Raw genomic sequence first — 22,548 nt, 5'->3', positions numbered from 1 at the left:
GATAGCTGGTTTTGGGGGGGCGAATTGCAGCTGCAAGACTTACTCGAAACTGACGATGGAAGACAGCATTCATCCATCAATCAGCAAGGCGGTCGCATTTCCCTCGACAAGAATGCAATAACGGAAGCGGGCGCAAAGCATTTCCAGCACTTGTCCGCGCAGCTCGACGCGCACTCATTTTGGACGGCCGCGCTCAGCCAGGGCTCGTACTTGCCGGATCAAGGCTTGTGGGCGCCACAGCGTCGTGCGGTCGGCCTTTCGCTCGCCTACTTAGCCGCTCGCCGCACGGCAAAAGATAGTAAGGGCGCTGCTCTCGTGAAGATGCCGACTGGAACAGGCAAGACCGGCGTAATCGCAACGCTGGCTTGCGCTCTTGACGACATCAAGCGGACGCTGGTCATCACGCCGCGTAGGGCATTGGTCGATCAGATGCTGATTGATCTTCACACGCGTCTTTGGAGCCGCTTTGGACTGATCTATTCTGGTAACGAGGTGCGGCAGCGCGCAGCCGGGGATCCCGAAATCGGATCGCGAGCATCAAACGGTCCCGTCAGGCGCTTGCTACCGAGTGATGCTGCCACCCTGGCAGCGCTCGCCGATGATCGAATCGTCGTAGTCGGGACCTTTGCCGCTCTAGAGCAGATTCTACGGCCTGACCGACCCGCGCATCGCCTGAGCGGTCGCAGGCCTGTCGGCCCCGACGCAGTTCCGCCCGACACGGAGGAGAGCGACGACCTCAAGGAACCGGACCGAAAGAAACTCGTCGCGCTGCTGAACAGCTTCGATCTCGTGATCGTTGACGAAAGCCATTATGAGCCGGCGTTCATTTGGTCCCAATGCATTCGGAGCCTTGGCCTTCCAACGATCCTATTTAGTGCCACGCCCTATCGGAACGACTTCCGCTACTTCGACATCGACGGTGGTTTCGCATTCAACCTTTCGTTCCACGAAGCGAAACAGCGGCGGCTCATTCGCGGCGTTAGGATCTTGTCGGATAGTCCTGGAGCAGCGTCCGGCGAAAGCTTTTCGCAGCAGCTCATCCGTTTCGCCGAGGCCGTTGGCAAGGAGACCAACCCCAAAAGACCTGACCATGCCCGTATCATTGTGCGTGGCGACACGCACGAGAGTCTAATCACACTTCGGACCGAACTCCTGGCGCGCGGCGAGAAAAGCGTACTCATCCATCATAAGGAGAAGCGGAACGCCTCAGCGCTGCGTTTCCATAGTGTGACAGAGGCCCTTGCAGCTGACGAAACTGCCGATGTTCGATTTTGGCTGCATCAATGGAAGCTGCTTGAGGGAGTCGATGACAGTCGATTCGGAGGAGTAGCGATAAGTGAACCGTTCTCAACCAGTCGCGCCGTCGTACAGCAGATTGGGCGCGTTCTCCGCTATGGCGACCGCCGACGCAATGAGACTGCTCTCATCATGGGAAGAGATACATTCAGTGCCGATCTTGCCGAGCGGTTCGAGCGCTACCTGTCATATGAAAAAAGGTTCGATGCCAACCCCAGTGATGCGCTCCGGAGGGAAACGCAGTTTTTTGAGACGCTGCGATCTGCCTCGCCGGCTGTTCAGTACATCTCGGGCGATTTCCGCGACCGGTTTGATATCGATGACGAACAGGTCGGTTTCGCCGATATCCAGCTGCCGTGCCGCGCATATGTGATGCGAAACGTTGGTGGAAAATCCCTCGACGAAATCGCAGAAGCTTCGAGGCTGGCGATGGGGCTCGAAGATCGTCACGACGCCACCATACTTGGACCCAAAGGCGCCGATGATCCGTCGAACGTTCGCCTGATCGCCTATGTGCTGTGGGGCAATTCACCGCTGCTCACGCAACGCGCGATGCCGAGCTGGAATCTCGGCATAATGTCACTATCCACGGCCGGTGACAGACTATACCTGATGGACACCGAAGGGCTCGTTATAGACCCGGAGCAGCTCGGCCTCGAACCCGAGGCCCCCGAAAAAATGCAGCTCTTGGTGCCGATGGCCAAGCCCGGCGAGACATCTCGAGTGACCGTTGCCTCGGCCCTTAGTCTCGATATTTCAGACATGGGTGTCCGGGCTGCAACCGTGCGAATGCGAGACTTCAGCGAGGGTTTCTACGACCTCGCACAGGGCATGCAGGCGACCACATCCGTGCGCGCCTCTATTCGTCGCGATGGCGCTCCAAACTCGGCTCTGCGCTACCTCTCCCTTCAACGCTCCGCAGTGTCCGATGGCAGCGGCAAATATGTGCCGGTCTCGGAGTATGCCAGTTGGATAGCGTCAGTATCCGCGCAATTGGATTCGGCAGACAAACCCAGCAAAACGTTTGAGCGATTTGCGCAAGCGGTTCCGGCTCCTTCCCCCGGCAAAGCGGTTCCTTTGAACGTCCTTTTCGACTTTGCCGAGTTGATCGGCGAAAGCGGTGCCGACGCCCCACCGAACTGGAAACCGGAACGCGTTGCGGGTTTGATCTCCGCCGACCGATGTCTTGATGTCGAAGCGGATGGGTCGTTCTCCATACAACTCGATAACGATCACTTCGGGGGCAAGCTCAAATATGAGATCACCGGGACGTTGCGGCGGCGCGGCCGTTATGTCGTCGAGTGCCCCGGTCTAGATTCCTACCTAATAGGGAAGGACGCTACTCAAAAGGAGAAGCCGCAGCTGCTGTCCGGCATGCTGACACGCGATCAGGTCTTCAGGGTCATTCCAACCGATCCATCTCTCATCTACGCGCAGAAGCATTTTTATCACCCTCGACGGTCGATTGACGAAATAGCGAAGGACTTGCCCGGAGGGCCGCTCGAATTCGTCATCGGATCTCCGTGGCTAGCGGGTGTCAAAACTGAAAAGGGTGGAGCGAAATCGAGCGTCAAGGAGTGGACATCAGAGAGCATTTTTGGAGGCGTCTACGCACACCTCGGTTTTGCCGCTCACGGTAAGCCAGATACTCAACATCAAGACGCGATACGCGAGTCCGACCCGACGATGGCTGATTTGCTCGATCAGTTCTCCGTCGTCGTTTGTGATGACGGTGGCACCGAAACCTGCGATTTCATCTGCATCGACGATATCGATCCGCGAGTGGTCCTCATCCACGCGAAAGTAGACGACACCACAATGAGTCTGAATTCGCTCCAGGCGGTCGGCCGACAAGCGCAGGCGAGCATCGCCTTCCTTACGCGGATAGAGTCCCTGCCGGACCGAGCCGCCGAATGGAAAAAGCCCGTCACGATCGCGGGCGGAAAGATCACCAGACGCATCGTCCGGGACAACAAACCGGGATCGAAGCTCTGGATGAGGGCACGCGACGCTGCCAGGTCAGCTCGCTACAAGAAGGAGATCTGGATCTGGGCAGGCAACATCCTTGAACGCCAGGCGCTGGTCGACGAGCTCAATAAACCTGAGCCAAGTCCTCGGTCTCGGCAGATGACCTACTACTTGGCATCGCTCCAAACGTCGGCCAATCGGGCGAACATCGGCATGAGGATCTATTGTTCCCCGTAGCATGGTTGGACCACTCACTTTGATCGTTCTGCCGAAGCTCGGCCACAGCCTGATTGTGTCGCCGTGCAGCACTTCCAGTCGGGCTGAAACAAACGTAGGATCCATGAACTTGCCCTCCGCGCAGGGAAGCAGACGGTTCCGCGGGAACCGGCTATTGGAACAACCTGGCCAGGCTGATGCCTGGCAGGTTGGTGAGGCCGGTGATTAGTAGTCTCAGTCGATGATGGAGTCGCACGTTGATCGGAGTTCCGGACGGTCAAGCTTAGGGCATTGTTTAAGAGACAATCGTCCACCACCATCGACGGCGATACAAGCTCTCGACCACGAGTGCTGCCCACGCCTGTCAGGCGCTAATCGACGGTGAATGATGGCTGATAGGTCTTGGACCCGCGGCGATCGAAGTCGAACTCATAGACCACGCAGGGCGCGACGCTCTGGTGATGCTGCCCGAGATAGAACAGCAGGCTGTTCGGCACCGCGGCGAATATATGGACCAGCGCATCGGGGTCGTCTTGCTTGTCTTGCCGCAACACATTGGAGATTTGTTCCGCCAGTGCGGCGGCGTGCTCTCCGCCGGTGACGGTCTGGTGCCCCGTCCCCGCCGGCATCGAGAACGTGATGAGCTGCCCTGCGCCGGGCAACTGCGCCGACACATACTGCCGGGCCTGCGCCTCGGCCGGCTGCGCGATGCTGACGGCCACGGCGATCTCTTTGCCCTCGCCAAGACGATGCCGCGCCACGTCGAACCGGGCGCCCTTCGAGGCGGTCCCGTCATCGGCGCGCCAGACGCGCGTCCCGACCCGCCCCTTCTGCACCAGTTCGGTTTCCACGCCTGATTTGACGTCCAGAACAGCGCCCGCGAGGAAGGCGATCGACGCGTGGGCGTCGAGGATCAGGCGCAATTGCCCGGACTTCTTCACCGCCGCGCGCAGGAACTCTTCAACGCGGGGCCTGATGTCGCGCTGCCAGTCGCGCCTGTCCTGGAGATAGCGCTGCCGGAAATCGTCGGTGAGAACCAATGTGTTCTCAGGCGCGGCGCCGGCGATATCCGCCGCAGGCCCGAGAAAGCTGCGGATGGCCACCGGCAGGCACGCATCTGATTTCGCAGGTCGCGGGACCAGCAGCCCTTCGTCGCGGCAGAGCTGCAAGAGCGTCTCGCGGGTCAGGGCATTGAGCTGCCTGACCTTCATCTGCCGTGCGAGCTCGTCATAACGGAAGTCGGAGTCGCTGGCGCTGAAAGCCATCACTCCCACGACCTGCGCCTTCAGGTTGATCTCCGAACGCAGCTCGTCGAGCGTGCGGTGACCCTCGATAATCCGGAAGCCCCGCATTACGGCCTTCAGTTCATTATCGTCCGCCAGGTCCAGATGATCGCGCCACAGCCGGCGCACCTTCCCCATCCGGCTGCGATCGCCTGTGCCGTCGAACAACTTTTCCACCATCAGCGTGCGGTCGTTGCCGGAAATAAGGTCCGCAAGCGGGTCGCCGTCTTTGACGCGGTAGGTGGTCAGGAAGGAGAAATGCGCTGTCTGGCCCGGCGGCACTTTGGCGCGCGCTTCCTTGAGGCGCTGGAGCAACGAGAAGGATTTCGCCCCTATGAAGTCGGGCCTGACAAAGTCCTCGTAGCCGAACCGTCCGCCGGTTTCCACGTGCCACTTGATCTGGTGGTACTCGGCATTGACCCGGTCGGGCCCCGAGCGCGCCACCGGCGGATCGTAGCGCACCACGACATCGTCGAACGATTTAGGGCCGTTTGCCTCGAACGTGACTTCGACGACGCACGAATGGTCGTCGAGAAGATTGAAGGCGTTCTCCCAGAAGACGCGCGACTGGTAATTGTCCCCGTGCCAGCGCGCCGTTATGCCTTCAGCCATCGGTCCTCTCCGTCATGACAGCGGAAACTTTTTGCCGAAGAGGGCGCGCCACCCGGCAAGGGCGTCGCCGTGGCGGCCCTGGCGCTCGTGATTGATGGCGAGGGAGGCGTCCCGGCTCGCCGCCGTCAGTAGCTCCCGGGCGCGCTGTTTACGCGCGTTGTCCATGCCGTTGCTGATAGCCGGTCCCAATCCCGCCGGTTCCGGCCAAGTGTCGAAGATGCGGTCGGCGAGCGTGGCGAACAGCGCCTGTATCTCTCTGTCGAACCGGCCCTGCCAGCCGCCATGCAGGCATTCGAGGGCCATCACCTCGATCAGGAAGGAGGGCTTTACCGGCTTGTCGGCGCCGTGCTTGGGGTTGTTGTTCCAGTACTTCACCATGCGGACGAGGCCCTTCCACTCGTTCGAGAATGCCTGGTGGGCGGCCGTCGCCTTCTCGGCGTGAATCTTCGGGTTGGTCTTGATCCACGTGCCGCTGTCGGTGTCGGGAATCTCGTAGTCTTGGCCCTTGGCAAAGGCGGGCACCACGTCGACGCTGAGGATGCGGTAATCGGTATTGTCTTCGGCGTCGACGAACACGCCGAAATCGACGTTGACCGAGCGGCTCTGCTTGCGCGCGGCGTCCTTGCCGTACTTAGCGACGAGCGCGTCGCAGAAATCCTGGATGACGACGGAAGGCGCCTTGTCGCGGTAATGGCGCTCGGCGTCTTTCAGCACAAAGAATATGTCGATGTCCTTGAGCGGCTTCGTCTTGGTGTGGCGCTTGTAGGAGCCGGTGAGGAAACTGGTCTCGATCTTGAATTTCGTGTCGAGATAGTCGCGCACCTCGTTCTGCCGCGCGGAGGCGTTCGCCTGCTCCCTGTCGTTCAGCTCAAGGCGGCTCTTGAATTTCCGGAAAGCGTCGTCGACCGTCAGCATCAGCTCGCCCTCCGCCAGTAAGCCGCGTTGCCGCCAAGGCCGCTGTGCTCAATCGTCGTGCCCAGGCTGTGCCTTACGAATCCGTCCGTCGACCGGTAGGCACCCTTGCCCCACCCGCTAACATCGGGACGGCCCGGCTTGGTGTGCAGCAAGATGTCGTAGCTGGCGTCCGACGGCGCGAGGCAGGCTTTGCGGATGTGGTATTTGAGCTGGTCGGTGTCGGTCCAGAAGCTGCCGTCCCCCGAGGACCAGTCGTAGACGACGTTGATATCCCAGCGGACGATGAGCGCCCCGGTCCGGGGATTGAACACCTCCAGGACGACGGACTGCAGGTCGCCGGTGCCGAGCCACGTTTTCAGCGCGCGCATGTTTGTTTCCCAGTCGGCGGCGAACTTGCCGGGGTCGAGCCCGCTGAGCCGGACGATGTCCTTGAAGCTCTTCAGGATGTTGTCCGCCACGTAGGTCGCGGAATGCGTATAGGTGTTGACGGCGACGCGGGTCATGAGCCGAGGAACCCTTTCGGATCGAGGGTGAGGGTCTGCGCTGCCGCGGCCTCCGCGCCGCCCGTGTCTTTGACGGCTTCCTCGCGGTCGCGGGCGGTGATGCGGGTGCTGTGCTTCTTCAGCGCGGCCTGGACCCATGCGAGGTCATCGGTTTCGCACGGCAGCGATACGCGCCAGTCGCCCTTCAGAGGATCGTAGGCAAGGGCGTTTTCGTTGGCGCCACCGCCGTCGATGGCGTCGTCGTCATAGAGGCAATAAATGCGCGTCCGGGGGCCATCGCAGGTGACGGTGATTGCGGCGTCCCGCGGCGCCTGGTCGGCGATGATGCTGGCGGCGACGCCGCCGACCGCGAGGAGTTCGGTGCGCGCGGCGCCCGCGGTACCCTTGGTCAGGAGATCGACGATGGCGTTCCAGGTCGCGAGGGCGTCACGGCCCGGGCTGCTCTGGAAGGTACGGCTGGCGACGGTGCTCATCAGTCCTTGCCTCCCGCCGCGCGGCTCGCCTTGGCGGCCTTGGCCGCCGCGAGGATGTCGTCGATCGTGACCTCGCCGGGGTTCATCGCCGTCTGCGGGCTCGTCGCGATGGCGTTGGAGACCATCTTGCGGATCGCGCGCCCGTCCAGCCCGACGCACGCGGCGGCGCATTGCGCGAACTGCGGCGCGGCAGCGAGTTTGCCGATCGCCGGGTAGGTCCGCGAAAGGCCGGTCAGGCAATCCTTGAGGATACGGCCGCAAGCCTCGCGGTCGGGCAGCGGTACGTGGACGACCAGGTCGCAGCGCGAGGTAAAGGCACTGTCGACCGCTTGCGGGAAGTTGCTCGTCGCGACGAACAGCAGATTGGGATGTGTTTCGGCGAGGATGTCGAGCTGCACCAGGACCGAGTCGGTGGCGCGGTGGATATCGATCGGATTGGCTTCCAAACTCATCTTGGAGCGGTCCGCGGCGAGCGTCTCGACTTCGTCGAGCAGGACGATGGTGGGGCCCGTCGCTGCCGCTTCCGCGATAGCCTGAGAGAAGAGGTCAGACACCGCGCGCTGGGTCTTTCCCATCGCCGAGCTGGTCAGGGTGTGCGGCTCCACCTCCAGCAGGCGGAATTTGCCACCCGCGAAAGACTCCGCAGTGCGGTGCGCAAGACCGCGGGCGAGCGATGTCTTCCCGGTGCCCGGCGGGCCAACAAGCAGGATGACGCCGTGCAGCGGGATCACGCTGCGGTCCACCTTTCCGCGCATCGTGAAGTTCAGCACGGCCTGGGACAACAGGCGGCGTTTGATGTCCTCGTCGAGGATGATGGATTCCCACAGCGCGCCGAGCGCCGGGTCCGGCAGGGGGCGATTGCGCTGAATGCCTTTCGGGAGGTCGGCAAGGTCCATCGTCGGCGTGTGCTTCATCGCAGTTCGCTTTCCGGCGCCGCCTCGGGCGCCTGTTGAGACGGGGCCGCGCCCGCGGGCACGGCCAGGTGGTCAGCCCTTGGGCGGGTTGGGGTCCCGGCCATGGCTGTCGCTCTGGGCGATACGCCCGTCGCGATTGTGGATGCGCAGCTCCGTTTCCTGGTTGCGGCTGACCTGCCGCCCGTGGTCAATCGCCGCCTGTTTAGTGTCGAAATACCCCGAGGCGCGGTCAGCGCCGCCCCGCTTGACATCCCAGCCGCCGCCGTGATGGGGTACTACATGATGTGTGTCAGGTCCGCGCTTTCCTACCATAATTTGGTTTCCTTCTGGACTAAGGTCAGATCGAGTACGCCTACTCCGAACATGATGGACTCGGGAAATGAGCGTTGTCAAGCACCTGGTGTAGTGCTACTCTGAACTCGGAACAAAAGGAGTTCGATATTGGCTACGCCGATTGGCGACAAAATCCGCAGCCTGCGCAAACGAAAAGGCTACACCCTCGACAAGCTGGCCGAGATGGCCGAGTCCAGCAAGAGCTACATCTGGGAATTGGAGAACAAGGACCCCCCTCGTCCTTCGGCCGACAAGATCGCCAAGATCGCTATCGCACTCGACGTCACCCCCGATTATCTCATCACTGATTCGGTTCTGGTCGAGGACGCGACGGACACCGCGTTCTTCCGGAAATATCGCAGCATGGACCCGGGCACCAAGGACAAGATTCGGCGGATGCTCGACCTGATCGGCGACGATGAATGACAGCACCGTTCTCGCCCGAACGTTGGGCCTTCGAAATCACTCATGTCCTGAATGCCGCATTTGGGGCCGACCGGTTCCCGATCGATATTCCGATGATCGCCCGGGAGTATTCGAAGCAGCGATTTCCCGAGGACCCGATCGTCAGCGTTCAGGGCGACCGGCTGCCCACTTTCGACGGCGCGCTGTATAAGGCCAAGGACGGCCGCAAGGGCTGGGGAATCATCTACAACAACGATATCGCGTCCAAAGGCCGGATCAATTTCACCCTCGCGCATGAATTTGGTCACTACCTGCTGCACCGTCTCGCGTATCCGCAAGGATTTCAGTGCGGCCAGCAGCAGATCGTGCGGTGGGATTCGGAATACGGGCAGGTCGAGCATCAGGCCAACGTCTTCGCTGCTAATTTCCTCATGCCCCTCGACGATTTCCGACGCCAAATTCCCGAAGGCGCGAAGGTCGATATCGAGCTGCTCCGTGCCTGCGCGGAACGATACAACGTCTCGCTTATCGCGGCGGTGCTGCGCTGGCTCGGCTATACCCGCAAGCGCGCCATTCTTGTTGTTTCGCGCGATGGCTATATCCTGTGGGCGCGGTCGAGCGATGCGGCGTGGCGCAGCGGCGCGTATTTCAAGACGTCGGCCGGTCCCATAGAGATTCCGGCGGCTGCCCTTCCATCCCGCCCTGAACTGCTGGTTGACGGCCGGGGCAGTATCGAACATCCCCACAGCGTCTGGCTGCGCGAGCCCGTGCGCGAGATGACGGTGTTCGCCGAGTATTACGACTTCTCGCTGTCTCTGCTTCTCCTCGAAGACGGACGCCCCGTATCCTACGAGGAAGCGGAACCGGAACTCGATACTTACGACAAGTTCGTCCCGGCGGCGCGCCGCCGCGAATGGTGACGAGCGGAAACGGTTGCATTTTCCGTCAAACAGAGCAGCATTCAGGTTTGCTAACGTTGCCGATTAGCTTTCAACACATCTGCCGCGACATGCAACTGCCGATGACCGATTTCCGGGAATTGTTCGCGGTTTGTGCGTTTCCAGTCGCATAAATGGCAGTGTGGAACTCAACGGCGGCTCATTGGTTTTGCGGGTTCAGCTCGTGGAAAAGGTCCGTCGGCCTTTCGTGAATGCGGGTTTCCGCACCGCCTACCTCGATTTGGTCGATGACCGCCGGACAGGCGAGGCGGAGCCGTATCTCCGCCCGAGAGCACATTCGCGCGCATTATTTCGACGAACGCGCCTATCTTTTCATCCGCAGTGAGAAACCTGCGTTTGACGGATGCAGTGGTGCTACGCTTGTGGAGCCCCGGGGCGTCTCTATGCGGCAATCCTTCATCGTGAGCCGATGCTATTGTGCAAGTTTCGCAGCACTGCGGGTGGCGATATCGGCCAAGACAGCATGAAGAAGCGTTCCAACTTCCTGTTCGGCGACCCCGGGTGCAATTCCTGATTCGGACAGTTGAACGAGAATTGCCTTGGCGGTGTTGCGCCAGAAGGCGTTCGCGTCCTTCCCGTTCTTGAATTCCAGGACCCGGGCGATCCCTTCGACCAACTTCCGCCGCCGATGCAGCGGAAACGCGCTTATGTTTGAATCACACATCGATCACCTCACCCCTTCAGTCGCGCGAATAAGCATTGGCGGGTGAGAAAATTTGGTTAACAGCGCTTTTGGACAATGGTCAGCAATGGAATAAAGCGTCTACCCAACAAGCCAAGAGGTGTGCCACGTGTTGATGATCGGCGCGTGCTGAACGGCATCTTCTGGGTGCTGCGCTCCGGTGCTCCATGGCGCGACCTGCCTCAGCGCTATGGCCCGCGCACCACCTGTTGCAACCGCTTCGTCCGATGGCGAAAAGTAGGTGTGTGGCTGCGCAGTAACGAGTCTACGCCTAAGGTTTGCGGAGCCTCACGCCGGCGCGGCTGCCGTTCTCCGGGATGAACTCGACGCCGGCGGCCTAGAGGGCGATGCGCAAGGCAGCAACGGTTCGCTCTTGGAGCCCTGTCGGGCCGCGACATCTACTTAATGTCTATTTTAGACAGTCGCCGCGACCATAACTTTTGATAACAGGTCAGGGTCGCGGGATGCCGAGCCGCTTGAAATACCGAGTTGTGCGGTGCTCGCGATCGTCCCGCCTCAACCGCGCAAGTGCGTCATCATCGCCGGCGAGCGCCATAGCCAAACCGGGAGCGCTTATTCTCGACGGAGCGCCGGGCATTGTCTGATTGTGAAGACGGGGCTTGATCACCAGCCGCCTGAGTGTGTCGTCGCTTGCGTTGTAGTCGTGCCTGAACAGATCAATGACCCTCTGGACCGTGATCGCCTCTGCCCGTGGCAGGTAGAGCGGCCGAAGCCGTTCGCCTGTTTCTGGCGCTGTTTTGACAGGGAGTGCATTGGTCATTCGGCCCATCGCGCTTTTCTGCGGCCGGCCGTTTCGCCCGACATCAGGGAACGATATCGCCCCCCATGTATTAGAAACCCATGGACACTATGGAACCCCACGGCCACGGGATGGCGGCCGATATTTTGACATCGGAAGTTGACAATGCCAGGCAGCGCATCCACCGGACCGAGCTCGCGATTCAACGCACTGAAGAAATGCTGGCCGAAAATCTCGCGCTGTGCAGCAGGATACGAACTGCGGTCGAGGCCGCAGACCGCTTGGTGAAGATCGATCCCCCCAGCTTTGAAGGACGTCGCGCGGGTTGAACTGGGCCGGCGTTTCATCGTCGCGACCTTGCGGCACCCTGCCGCAAGAGCCTGCCCTGTTGGCATCACAGCGTGAGCAAACATTGGACAGAAGCATTTCAACGGTCGCTATGTGCAACACCGACGCTAGATCGACACGATCTTCTGTTCAAACAGCGGGGATTAATGCTCGGCGGATCGAAGGGGGCACGGGGGTCTTCGCGCGAGCCAGTTAGCCGATCTCCCGCTCAGAAATTTCAGCCAAAATATTCCGACCTCCTGATGGAACCCGTTCGTTGCGGGCGAGTTACGGCTCATTGGGGACGGACTTCCCGAACATGACAACGAGCAACAAAGCAGACCATCAGTCTGTCTCCGGAGCGTTTCGGAAACTGATCCGTTCCGAAGGCTATCGTCATCACGTACAAACGTTCTTAAATCTGGGGGTCGAACCAGAACTGCCGCCAACCCTACAGTCATTACTTGCGGCTATTGATCGGGCCAAACAGGGGCCGACGGAAGAAGTCCCTTAGCGGGCTGGCTGAGCGTCAGGTCAAAGAGTATAGAGGCTCGCTTCGTGGCTTGTCCCCCTGATTCCCACTCAGAAGTTATCAAACATTCTTCTCGACAGAGGATCATGAATGTTCCCTTGGGTTCTCGCTGAGGTGGGAGGCCTTGTATGAACGTTTGGACGAACTGCCGACCCGACAAAGTGACTGCCAAACACCTTGTTCACGAGCTGATCCTACAAGCCCGTCGCGGCCAAATCATCTCCGTCAAAGAGACTATCGCAGCGGTGCGCCGAGACGGGCCACATCTGGCGGAAACTGACTGCGAGCTGGTGGAGCTTATTGTCAATGTTGCCCCAGCCTTTGGCCTGTTCGTCGGGTTCGATCTTCGCGAATAACCGCCTCCTCAATAGGGCGGACCGTGGCGACACGGTCTCGATCAAAGCGGCACTACGCGAAGCTCGGGAGACTGCGCCTTATTTGGTGGCCTCCAACGAAGAACTAACCGAGGCGATCGTCGAGGCAGCAACTGCCATGGGCCTCTGCGTGGCTATCGACGGTCGCGAGTAGCTGTCAGCCAACTTCAGCCGCTGTGGCATCGCAACGGAAGCGCGCCGTCCTGCGCCATTTCAATAGTCAGAGGTAATCCGTAATTACCTTCGCAACCTGCTCACTCTGCCTGTAGAACGGGAACTGGGCTGAGCAAAAGTATTTGCTGGAGGAACTTGATCGGGCCGACAAAGAGTGACCGCATGGCTCCCACTGGTTCAACCCTCCGGCCCCGGTCAAGACCGAGCGTCCCGGGGTCATCCGCAGCGTAAACAACGCCGAAGCAGCCGGCGAGGAGCTGATGAAGTGGACCAAGCGTGGCCCTTGCTGGGACCTCGCGGTGCGCGTTTGCATGGCCGTGATTTTCGACGAGATGGAACCTGAGGAGGCCCGCAAGGCATTCCTGGCTGCTGCCAAAGAGGAGGGGACATTACTCCCCCCCAATGACAACTAGCTAAATTGGATGCGGTATAAGGTTCTAGGTGTCTATTACCAACACCGCCTTCGCGAAAGGAGCCCGCCGCCGGTGAGGGAGAGGCGACGGACCCCCCTACAGCGGCTGCACATCCACGAAGAATCCCGCTGCCACCTCCAAACCCGCGAGGGCCTACATCGTTCCCTTAGCTGCGGCTAAAGCGGGGTTGGTCAGCGGGCTCTTGCCGCTCTAAGTTCCCCCTTATGGGTCCTCTCTGGTTCTCTCCACCGGTCTACGTGAAGACGAAACGTCCGGGCATTCGCAATGGGGTCAGCCACGTCGAGGGAACCGCCGAGGCACTCATGGGGTGGGACACAAAGGGCCCGAAGTGGACGAAGGCGGTTCAATCCTGCGTCGACGCGTTCGAGGGCACGGTGTCCCCCCAAGAGGTCCGTGAAGCCTTTGAGGCGGCTGCCAGGGAGGCCAACATGTATCTCTCCCCTGAGTAGGAGGTATCATGGCGCCCATCTGGTTCGTCCCTCCGGTGTTCGTGAAGACTGAAACCGGTGTCAGACATGGTTGCACCAATGCGAAGGAAGCCCTTGAGCAGCTCAAGATATGGACCCGGCGAGGGCCCTCACTGGCATAAGGCGGTGACCCTCTGCCTGTCAGCCTTGGAGGGCGATTCAATTGATCCCCACATAATACGAAAGGCCTTTGAGGCTGCCGCTAAGGAGGCAAAGATGTATCTTTCCCCGTAGGAGGAGTTGTCGTGGCAACCACTGGTTCTCCCCTCCGGTGTACGTCAAGAGCGACCGACCTGGGGTCACCTACGGGTGCAACAACGTCGAGGGTGCCGCCGAGGAACTCATGAAGTGGACCAAGATGGGACCTAAGTGGAGGAAGGCTGTGCACTGTGCGCCGACGCTTTTCAGGACCAAGTGACTCCGGAAGAGGTCCGTCAGGCTTTCGAGGCTGCCGCCAAGGAGGAGGGGGTGTTCCGTGACTAGCAGGCCGGTGCCCATGGCTATATTGGGAAGGACCCGTTAGGCTGTCTAATGCTGACCAAGTCCGCGCTGCTCGAAATAGACCCGGATACGAGAGCATTCACTCTGGTCGGCGCATTTATGGGCCATTTTGCACTTCTCGAAACTGGCATCGGAGCTGCTCTGGGCGAGGTACTCGGCGTCAATGGGGCACGTCGAGTAGTCATCAATCGAAACCTGGTTTCGACGAGAAGATCAAAACCGAACGCATACTATAGGGGACCGGACCCGGAATGTCAGGCTTCTAAAGCCGATGGCAGAAACCGGATACGCGGTGGCGGCATTTGAGGGCACGTTCCAGCTCTTGATTATTGCCTGTGAGCTGTGCGCGAAAATCGGGAATGGAAGGGCCGGAGGCAGGAAGCACGGCCTCAGGCCGAGGCGCTAATCAAGCGGGTCGGCAATGATCGCGAAAAGCTCAACACGGCCGCCAGCGAAACTAAAGAAGTAGTCGCGCGTTGGACGGCGGATAACGCTGTTGTCTCTGAGTATGGTTTAGGTCAGAGTGGTCAAGCCAACGTCGCGTAAGGCAATCAATGCGTCGGGCGCTAGTCAAGCGAAGTCGCCCGCTCGTGACGAGGTCACTTTAGCGCCGCCCGCTTTCCGGCCGGTCCAGCTCGCAACGCTCGTGGACACGGTCCCTGCCGGCGATCGTTGGATCCATGAGATGAAATACGACGGCTATCGTATTCTCGTTGCCGTCGGCGGAGGCGAGGCGCGAGCCTACACACGATCTGGTCTGGACTGGTCTAGCCGTTTTCCCTCGGTCCTCTCCGAGGCTCGCAACCTCAAGGTGCGCTCCGCCCTGATTGACGGCGAGGCCGTGGTTGTCGATGCGGAAGGAAGATCTAACTTCCAGGCGCTTCAGAATGCATTGAAGGGTGCCCCGGCGACTATCGACTTTTACGCGTTCGATCTGCTGCAGCTCGACGGCGAAGATCTGACAAGGCTTCCTCTTGTTGAGCGCAAAGCAAAGCTGGAGGCGATCTTGCCTGCGAAAAATCCGGTCCTTCGTTACTCCGACCATATCCTCGGCCGCGGAGAAGAGCTGCTCGATCGCTTCTGCGCAGCCGGCCTTGAGGGCGTCATCTCAAAGCTCGCGGATTCGAGTTATGTGGCGGCCCGCGGCGCAAGCTGGCTGAAGATCAAATGCATCAGGCGGCAAGAATTTGTGATTGTCGGCTGGACGCCGTCCGACAAGCTCCGCGCGTTTCGGTCCTTGATCCTTGGCGTTCATGATGGCGGCAAGCTGCGTTACGCCGGGAAAGTCGGCACCGGCTTCGATACCGCTGAACTTCTTCGTCTCTTGAAGATCATGGCGCCGCTCGAGCAGAAGGCCGCCAGCGTCGACGCACCACGCGCCGAAGTGCGCGGCGCACACTGGCTCCGTCCGAAACTGGTCGCTGAGATTGCCTTCACCGAAATGACAAATGAAGGGACGTTACGACATCCGAGCTATCTTGGTCTCCGCGAAGACAAGAAGCCGGAGGCGGTCGTGCTCGAGACGGAACGTCATGCAGCCGATCTCGCCGCGTCTGCGACGACCGCCATCGCGATAAGTAATCGTGACCGCGTCATCTATCCGGAGTCCAACATCACCAAGGGACAGCTCGCCGACCATTACGCAGCGGTCGCGGCGATCATGCTTCCTTGGGTTGGCAGCCGGCCGATCAGTCTGGTTCGATGCCCACAGGGCCGCGCGAAGAAGTGCTTCTTCCAAAAACACGACGCTGGCAGCTTTGGCGACAAAGTCCACCACGTCGGCATCACGGCGAAGGACGGGCACGAGGAACCATATCTCTATGTCGACGATGCCGATGGACTGATGACTTGCGTCCAGATGGGAACGATCGAGCTGCATGGATGGGGGGCTCGGATCGAGGATGTCGAAAAGGCCGACCGCCTCGTGTTCGACCTCGACCCCGATGAAGGCCTCGATTTTGAGGCCGTCCGCGCCGCTGCCTTTCAGTTCCGCGCTATCCTTAAATCGCTGGGCCTTACGACTTTCCCGATGCTGACGGGAGGCAAAGGAGTGCACGTCATCGCGCCGCTCACCCCTGGCGCCGAGTGGCCACAGGTTAAGGACTTCGCGTCTCGCCTGGCGCAGGCGGTCGCCCGGAGCGATCCGGCCCATTTCACGGCCGTGTTGTCAAAGCCGCGCCGCAAGGGTCGCATCTTTGTGGACTATCTACGCAATCAGCGCGGGGCGACCGCGATCATGCCTTACAGCGCAAGATCACGTCCGGGCGCTCCTTTCGCGGCACCGATCACGTGGGCGGAGATGAAGACAATAGACGCGCCCTCTCATTTCCACGTGGGCGATGCTCCTGAATTAAAGAAACGCGCAGCCTCCAAAACTCTGGCTGGATGGGGTCGCGCTGACCAATGCTTGCCCAATCTGTAGCGTCCGACGCGGGAAGAAGGCAGTAAAGCCGGGATTTAAAGGGCAACGCGGCGCTCGTGATCTTGCCTGATTGGAACCTGCGGAGATCGGCCTCGTTGGGCTGAAGCCATGGCAAAAAGCGATCCGAGGACCGTCGCCAGTCTTTTGAAGGAATACGCGCAACGGGCGTCTATGCGCGGCGACAATCCCTATCGCACAAAGGCATACTTGCGCGCGGCAGACAGTCTGACGGCGCTGTCGCAGCCGCTTGATCGGATCATCGCCGCCGGCGCCCTCACCAAGATCCCGGGGATCGGTGACGCGATCGCAGACATCGTGACCAAGCTTTACCAAACCGGCACGCACCCAAGCCTTGAGAAGCTGCGCGAGGATGTTCCAGCGGGCGTGATGGAGCTGTTTGCCATACCCGGGCTTCGTCCCGATAAGATACTGAAGCTTCATCAGGCGCTCGGCGTGAACTCGCTGGCGGAGCTCGAGGCCGCAGCGAGAGAAGACCGCATCCGCCCAGTCAAAGGCCTCGGCGCCGCGCTTCAGACAAAACTCCTGCAGAACCTGGCCATCGTGCGAAGCGGCGAAACGCAACTTCACCTGCACAAGGCCGCCGCTCTTCTCCACCATGCGGTCATATCGGTAAAGGAAGAGCATCCAGAGTTTTCGCGCGTCGAAATTGCAGGTGACTTCCGACGCGGTTGCGAGCTCGTTTCCGACTTCGTTCTGGTAGCGCAGGGCTTAACGTCGACTGGAATCGAGGATATGACCCTCAGGCTTGTTGTCACGGACAGGAAGCACTTTGGCGCGAGCCTGCTCGAAGCAACCGGTTCGGCAGACCACCTTGAGCAACTGAAGAGGTTCGCGGCCGACAAGGGATTCACCCTAAACGCCGACGGGCTTCATCGCGGGAGAAAGCTGATCGCGTCAGCGACAGAAGAAGAAATCTACCAAGCTCTAGACTTGCAGTTTATCGAGCCTGAATTGCGCGAAGGCAGGGATGAGATTGAGCGAGCGGCAAAGCAGAAGCTACCCGCCCTCATTCGGGATGAAGATCTGCATGGCATCCTGCATTCTCACACGACCGCATCCGATGGCACCGAAACGCTTGAGGCAATGGCTGAAGCCACGCGTAGGCGCGGTTTCGAATACTATGGTGTCGCCGATCATTCGCAGTCCGCTCACTACGCAGGCGGCCTTTCGTTGCAGGAGATTGCTGAACAGCACCGCGAAGCTGACCGGCTGAACAAGGCATACAATGGAAAATTTCGCATACTGAAGGGCATCGAGGCGGACATCCTGGCTGATGGCTCGCTCGATTACCCGAATCATATTTTGGAGACGTTCGATTTCGTCGTCGCGAGCGTGCACAGCCGCTTCAAGTTGCCGAAGAAAGAGCAGACGGAGCGTATCATTGAGGCGATCGGAAATCCTCGGACGACAATCATCGGGCACATGACCGGTCGCCAGCTGTTGCGCCGGCCCGGTTATGATCTCGACATCGACAAGGTCCTCAAAGCGTGTGCGAAATACGGCGTTGCCGTCGAAATCAACGCACATCCGTGGCGACTCGACCTCGACTGGCGCTGGCATCAAAAGGCACTCGATCAGGGCTGCATCTTCAGCATCAATCCGGACGCTCATTCGATCCGCGAGCTCGATCACATGCATTGGGGTGTCGAGATGGCGCGCAAGGGCGGTGTCCCTGCGAAGCGGGTCCTGAACGCGATGCGTTTGACGGCCCTCCTTGCGCATCTCGCACGGCGCAGGCAAACGTCCTAGCCTGCTTGTGCGCCCGGCTTATCGCGCAGGAGTCCGTCATTCTCAAAATCTTCCCAGCCGCGCAAACTGGAGTGCGAGCTCTCATCGGGCCCATAACCAGCTGAAGCTGCAGTTCCGCGACCGCTTCTTTGAGCGCGTTTCATAGCGGCCCTCCCCGCGGCTCGCCGCCTATTCTCTGCAGCTGTCGCTGCGTCCTGTTCGCGCCAGACCGTAACCAGGTCGCGGTCAAGCACATCTTCCACGTGCTGAGGGTCGAACACGTGAAAGGTGATGTTCCTTGCCCGCCCGCGAAGTTTCACCGTTTTCGTCCCGGCGCTCTGCAAGCGACCATCTTTCAGCCAGCGGTGCCGTTCGGCCGTCGAGATCGTCAGAATGTCCTCGATTTCACGGGGGATTACGGGCAGGTCTTCGATATTCTGCAGTGCTTTGGATATGATCCCGAATACCACCTGCCCATCATTCTCGGCGCCCTCAGACAGGCGCAGGGTAAGCACGCGGGACTCGATATTGAGCAATTTCCTGAACTCCGTTGGAAGGCGGGCGCGTATTTCGAGAAAAATACCCCTCGCTCTGACCGACGATCCAAACGTTGCAGCCGGGGTTAAAGGCCACTCTCCAATCAGCTTCGCTGTTGCATTGATTTTACGGCGCGTGGACATGCCCCTTTATATAGGTCCCCGATAGTCGGCAGCGATGAGCCGATCGCAAAGCCAATATGAGTTCTAATCCGCCAGCGGTCTGAACCACGATGCCCAAAGGCGCAACCACGATTGTGAGCGGGGCCGTTTGCAACTTCGGCTAACAGGAAACGGCAGAGTTGATCTCGAAGTGCGATATCAGGCGCGTCGCCGCCTGGCGGCTTTTTGGGGGCCGTTTGCTGTCCGTCCGGTTATTGCCGAGGGACCAGTTAAAGCCGCCGTTCGGCTCACGACCTCTTCGCGGAATACAAGGCAAGTTCAGATCCCGCGGAAGCCGACATTGAACTGCCTCTCCGTTTACACGTTTGGCAAATGTTGCGAATGGAGGGAGTTGCATGTTTGAAGGTTTCTCGCTGGAGCAGATCAAACTTCCGGAAGCGACGCTCAGAGTGCGGGTTGGTGGAAGGGGCCACCGCTGCCTGATGCTGCACGGTCATCCTCGCACCCATGCCACTTGGCATCGCGTGGCGCCGATTTTGGCTGAGGAATACACCGTAATTTGCCCTGGTCTTCGGTGCTCGCCCTTGCGGTGTGTCGCAACACAATCAGCGCGTCCGGTTTGCCGTGAACAGATCTTGCTGATGCACCAGTTCGTCCGCGACGGGCTGACGGAGGCGGCGTGTGCCATTCGGGTGGATGGCCGAAAATAACCCCACCTCTGCATGACGCGAATTGTCCCAGCCCGGGTAGGCCGTTATCGGGTACAGGCAAATACCCTCGAATCGATGCTCCGACACCCATAGCGGCACGCACCTCGTCGCGGCATACATAGTGGAGCCAAGCCGGCCCGCCGGATCCCTCTGAGCCGGTCTCGGCAATGAACATCGGCTTACCGCATCGATGAGCAACCTCGAGCAACATTTCCGACAAAGCGCGGTACTCATGGTGTCCCCATCGATATCGTCGGCCCGTTTATTTACCATTGATTGTGCGGCTAGAAATTCAGGCCCACGACAATCGACAACATCTTCGCTCCCGCCCAACTCAGGTTCGACGCGGCCCAGCAACATGTCGTAAGCTTCGAACTGCCCCTGACGGGCGTTTTCGGCCCGACCCCGTTCGCTGCGGGTCCGGTCACGAGGAGCGATTTGGATAAGGGGCTCGGCCCAGACAAATCTGCAGGCGGGGTCGATCTCCCGCATTACACGAACACCCGCGATGGCAGCCTTCACGAGATGCCGCTTGAACCAGCACGTTTGTTCGGCCCCACGCGGGAAATAGCCGACCTCAACAGCCCATGCGAAAAAGGAGATCTAGTTGATGGGACACAACAGAGGCGGTGTTCCGGCGATCGAACGCTGTACCCTCACGGCTTCTGCCGCGAACGAGGCATAGGCATCGATGAAATGCAGCGATCCCTGATCGACATGGTCTGGAGATCCGTAATGGAAGATGTCCCAGATAACCTGGACACCGGCCGATCGGGCCGCCTCGACCATTGGCGCCCAACTTGACCAGTCATAGGCGAAGCTTGCGGAACCGGAGCCTCCACCTGGTGCTCGTCCATACGCCCCACTTCGCTCATTCGAAGTCTTCTTTCAGCAGTCGGCTTCGAACTCGGCCGCCTTGTTAGGACCGGGAACCGCGTTGGCGAAATACCGCATCCAATGGGGCGCGCGCCATCTTCGTTGCTCAGTCCAGCTCGTCCTGGCGTGACCGGGTAATGCCGAACCGATTTGGTCGAGCCTTTGTTCCTGTGGTGGACTGTCCGGAGCTGGGTGGCGAAGGAGGAACAAGGAGGGCCGTGCCAAGTTCGGGGCGATATACCACCGCCGCCGATCGACTCGAGCGGCTGCTCAGCAACAAGAGAGGCACGGGATCACATGACCGTTCAGATTCGACTTTCCGAGATCGACCACGCCAGGCGCGAGGATCGTGGCGACGGCGCTTGGAGCATCGCACCGGACTTGGGCTATTTGCGCCTAGCAATCGTCAATGTCGTGTTCTTCGGCGCACCGGGCAGCGGAGATCGGAACTGGATGCTGATCGATACCGGGTTGCCGACGTCCCGCGGCAGCATTCTTGCGGTCGCGGAAAAGCGGTTTGGCACGAACGCACGGCCGGCCGCGATCATCCTGACCCACGGCCATTTCGACCATGTGGGAACGGTTCTAGACCTCGCGAATAGGTGGGACGTGCCTGTCTTCGCGCATCCACTCGAGCGCCCCTATTTGGACGGAACCGCATCCTATCCGCCACCGGATCCCTGGGTCGGGGGTGGACTGATGGCGCTGCTTTCGCCGCTTTTTCCACGGGGGCCAATTGATCTTGGCAACCGTTTGGAACTCCTACCTGCCGACGGATCGATCCCCGGAATGCCCGGATGGCGATGGCTACACACACCCGGGCACGCTCCTGGGCATATCTCGCTCTGGCGCGAGGAGGACCGCTCGCTGATCGTAGGGGACGCTTTCATCACCACCGGTCAGGAGTCAGTCTATGAGGTCGCCGTTCAGGATCTTGAGATGCACGGTCCGCCGCGCTACTTCACGCCGGACTGGGATGCGGCGGAAAGATCCGTGAAGCACTTGGCTGCCCTGAACCCGCACATGGTCATCAGTGGACACGGTGCGGCTGCCGCGGGAGTGGGCATGCGTCAAGCTCTTGACAGCCTGGCTGAGCGGTTCAGGGTGTTCGCCGTCCCGCCGAAATTGAAATTCGTGCGCGAGCCGGCGGCAGTCCAAGGTAGCTGAGGCTAACCGAGCCGCCGTCGTTCTGAAATATGGTCAAATTGGGCAGACTCTGTCTCTCGACCCGGTAGAGTTACCCCGTCGGGTCGCGCTCTCCATCGTCGCCGACAAACTCTGACAAGCGGAACAAACCCGGAAGGCGCCGGGTTAGGGCGTTCGATCGGCGCAGGGCGACTGCGGGCCCAGCGCCCCGAAATTCTGCGTCAGGAGAAGACGTCAGATGAAAACGAGTAACCCGAAGGACGCGTCCTCTCCGCCGGCGAGCCGACCGGCAAGAAGTTGTTCGAGCCCACACGGGTCGTCATCGGCCAAGACTTGGCTTCGATTCGCTCATCGGCCAAAACCGTGGAGGAGATCAAATGGCAAATCTGGGAAGATTGGCGATCGCGATGCTTGGCGTTCTGGCATACCAAAATCGCGACAAGCTCTGTGAATTGATTCCGGGAGCGGGGTATCTTAACCCAAACGACCCGCAACGCAGAATTCTGGCTCAGATAACGAATGGCGTGTCGAGGGCTGACCTTGGTGAGATCCTCGACCGGTTCAGGGAGGTGGGGGCAGGATCGAAGGTCGACTCGTGGGTTGGCAGCGGGCCAAACCAACCGATTGAGCCAAGGGACGTCCAAGCGGCAATGGACGAAGGTACACTCACGTCCATTTCGATGCAGACGGGTCTTTCGCGCGAGGAGCTAATCAGAAGGATTGCGCGGGATCTACCCGAGACAGTCAACGAGATGACGCCGAATGGTGAATGGCCGCCTGAGCCGACACATGGCTTGGATAAGTCGACCCTGCTCGACAATGTATCCTAGGGGACACAGCCAGGAATGCAGCCGGCCA

The 22,548-nt window shown here is 60.1% G+C and carries 18 protein-coding genes and 2 pseudogenes; 12 read left to right on the top strand and 8 right to left on the bottom strand.

Annotated elements, in window-relative coordinates; genetic code table 11:
• The first annotated feature begins 24 nt into the window (after nucleotides 1-24).
• Entirely contained in the window at nucleotides 25-3,501 is a 3,477-nt protein-coding gene (locus NKH59_RS22295) for a DEAD/DEAH box helicase (RefSeq protein ID WP_353023055.1), read from the top strand.
• Between the two features lie 350 nt (nucleotides 3,502-3,851).
• Here the strand turns inward: NKH59_RS22295 and NKH59_RS22290 are convergent, their stop codons facing one another.
• From NKH59_RS22290 to NKH59_RS22265, 6 genes are all read right to left on the bottom strand, one after another.
• Nucleotides 3,852-5,375, bottom strand: coding sequence for an SAVED domain-containing protein (locus tag NKH59_RS22290; RefSeq protein ID WP_353023053.1), 1,524 nt, complete (start codon nucleotides 5,373-5,375; stop codon nucleotides 3,852-3,854).
• Nucleotides 5,376-5,387: 12 nt separating this feature from the next.
• Complete coding sequence (locus NKH59_RS22285; RefSeq protein ID WP_353023051.1) at nucleotides 5,388-6,290, bottom strand: CBASS oligonucleotide cyclase; 903 nt, start codon at nucleotides 6,288-6,290, stop codon at nucleotides 5,388-5,390.
• Complete coding sequence (locus NKH59_RS22280; protein ID WP_353023050.1) at nucleotides 6,290-6,793, bottom strand: HORMA domain containing protein; 504 nt, start codon at nucleotides 6,791-6,793, stop codon at nucleotides 6,290-6,292. Before NKH59_RS22280 ends, NKH59_RS22285 begins: the two co-directional genes overlap by 1 nt.
• Nucleotides 6,790-7,266 carry a CBASS system Cap8 protein gene (locus tag NKH59_RS22275; RefSeq protein ID WP_353023048.1) on the bottom strand — a complete coding sequence of 159 codons (477 nt, stop codon included), beginning with the start codon at nucleotides 7,264-7,266 and terminating at the stop codon, nucleotides 6,790-6,792. The genes NKH59_RS22280 and NKH59_RS22275 overlap by 4 nt, the downstream gene beginning before the upstream one ends.
• Complete coding sequence (locus NKH59_RS22270) at nucleotides 7,266-8,180, bottom strand: AAA family ATPase (protein ID WP_353023046.1); 915 nt, start codon at nucleotides 8,178-8,180, stop codon at nucleotides 7,266-7,268. The genes NKH59_RS22275 and NKH59_RS22270 overlap by 1 nt, the downstream gene beginning before the upstream one ends.
• A 72-nt stretch (nucleotides 8,181-8,252) precedes the next feature.
• Entirely contained in the window at nucleotides 8,253-8,492 is a 240-nt protein-coding gene (locus NKH59_RS22265; RefSeq protein ID WP_353023044.1) for a DUF2188 domain-containing protein, read from the bottom strand.
• 129 nt (nucleotides 8,493-8,621) lie between these two features.
• On the opposite strand from NKH59_RS22265, the gene NKH59_RS22260 reads away from it, so the two are divergent.
• Both NKH59_RS22260 and NKH59_RS22255 read left to right on the top strand, forming a co-directional pair.
• On the top strand, nucleotides 8,622-8,939 hold the full coding sequence (locus NKH59_RS22260) for a helix-turn-helix domain-containing protein (protein ID WP_353023042.1): 318 nt from the start codon (nucleotides 8,622-8,624) through the stop codon (nucleotides 8,937-8,939).
• Nucleotides 8,936-9,838 (top strand): ImmA/IrrE family metallo-endopeptidase, encoded by a 903-nt coding sequence (locus NKH59_RS22255; protein ID WP_353023040.1) that lies wholly within the window; start codon nucleotides 8,936-8,938, stop codon nucleotides 9,836-9,838. Before NKH59_RS22260 ends, NKH59_RS22255 begins: the two co-directional genes overlap by 4 nt.
• A 451-nt stretch (nucleotides 9,839-10,289) precedes the next feature.
• Here NKH59_RS22255 and NKH59_RS22250 read toward each other — a convergent pair whose 3' ends face one another.
• Nucleotides 10,290-10,541 carry a DUF6074 family protein gene (locus NKH59_RS22250; RefSeq protein ID WP_353023038.1) on the bottom strand — a complete coding sequence of 84 codons (252 nt, stop codon included), beginning with the start codon at nucleotides 10,539-10,541 and terminating at the stop codon, nucleotides 10,290-10,292.
• Nucleotides 10,542-10,616: 75 nt separating this feature from the next.
• Between NKH59_RS22250 and NKH59_RS22245 the strand changes: the two are divergent.
• From NKH59_RS22245 to NKH59_RS22210, 7 genes and pseudogenes are all read left to right on the top strand, one after another.
• Nucleotides 10,617-10,814: pseudogene (locus tag NKH59_RS22245) on the top strand (transposase); the annotation flags it as partial.
• Nucleotides 10,815-11,450: 636 nt separating this feature from the next.
• Nucleotides 11,451-11,648, top strand: a complete 198-nt coding sequence (locus tag NKH59_RS22240; protein ID WP_353023036.1) for a hypothetical protein — start codon at nucleotides 11,451-11,453, stop codon at nucleotides 11,646-11,648.
• A 658-nt stretch (nucleotides 11,649-12,306) separates the two neighbouring features.
• Nucleotides 12,307-12,534: a hypothetical protein gene (locus NKH59_RS22235; protein ID WP_352458909.1), complete on the top strand. Its 228-nt coding sequence runs from the start codon at nucleotides 12,307-12,309 to the stop codon at nucleotides 12,532-12,534.
• Between the two features lie 398 nt (nucleotides 12,535-12,932).
• Nucleotides 12,933-13,139 (top strand): annotated as a pseudogene (locus tag NKH59_RS22230) (DUF982 domain-containing protein); the annotation flags it as partial.
• Nucleotides 13,140-13,363: 224 nt separating this feature from the next.
• The gene (locus tag NKH59_RS22225) at nucleotides 13,364-13,609 is read left to right on the top strand and encodes a DUF982 domain-containing protein (protein ID WP_353023034.1); all 246 of its coding nucleotides are present in this window, start codon (nucleotides 13,364-13,366) and stop codon (nucleotides 13,607-13,609) included.
• Between the two features lie 1,042 nt (nucleotides 13,610-14,651).
• Entirely contained in the window at nucleotides 14,652-16,550 is a 1,899-nt protein-coding gene (ligD, locus tag NKH59_RS22215; protein WP_353023030.1) for a DNA ligase D, read from the top strand.
• 108 nt (nucleotides 16,551-16,658) lie between these two features.
• Nucleotides 16,659-18,320, top strand: coding sequence for a DNA polymerase/3'-5' exonuclease PolX (locus tag NKH59_RS22210; RefSeq protein WP_352739902.1), 1,662 nt, complete (start codon nucleotides 16,659-16,661; stop codon nucleotides 18,318-18,320).
• Here the strand turns inward: NKH59_RS22210 and NKH59_RS22205 are convergent.
• The gene (locus NKH59_RS22205) at nucleotides 18,317-18,979 is read right to left on the bottom strand and encodes a hypothetical protein (protein ID WP_353023028.1); all 663 of its coding nucleotides are present in this window, start codon (nucleotides 18,977-18,979) and stop codon (nucleotides 18,317-18,319) included. The two genes, NKH59_RS22210 and NKH59_RS22205, sit on opposite strands and share 4 nt — an antisense overlap.
• A gap of 1,862 nt (nucleotides 18,980-20,841) precedes the next feature.
• Here NKH59_RS22205 and NKH59_RS22200 point away from each other — a divergent pair.
• Complete coding sequence (locus NKH59_RS22200) at nucleotides 20,842-21,711, top strand: MBL fold metallo-hydrolase (RefSeq protein ID WP_352492316.1); 870 nt, start codon at nucleotides 20,842-20,844, stop codon at nucleotides 21,709-21,711.
• A 356-nt stretch (nucleotides 21,712-22,067) separates the two neighbouring features.
• A complete protein-coding gene (locus NKH59_RS22195) occupies nucleotides 22,068-22,520 on the top strand; it encodes a YidB family protein (RefSeq protein WP_352503351.1) in 453 nt (150 codons plus the stop codon).
• The last annotated feature ends 28 nt before the right edge of the window (nucleotides 22,521-22,548 follow it).

The sequence above is a fragment of the Mesorhizobium sp. M0998 genome (assembly GCF_040318885.1).
Classification (GTDB): domain Bacteria; phylum Pseudomonadota; class Alphaproteobacteria; order Rhizobiales; family Rhizobiaceae; genus Mesorhizobium.
The sequence above is the reverse complement of the archived record's forward strand: the minus strand, read 5'-3'. Positions and strand labels throughout refer to the sequence as shown.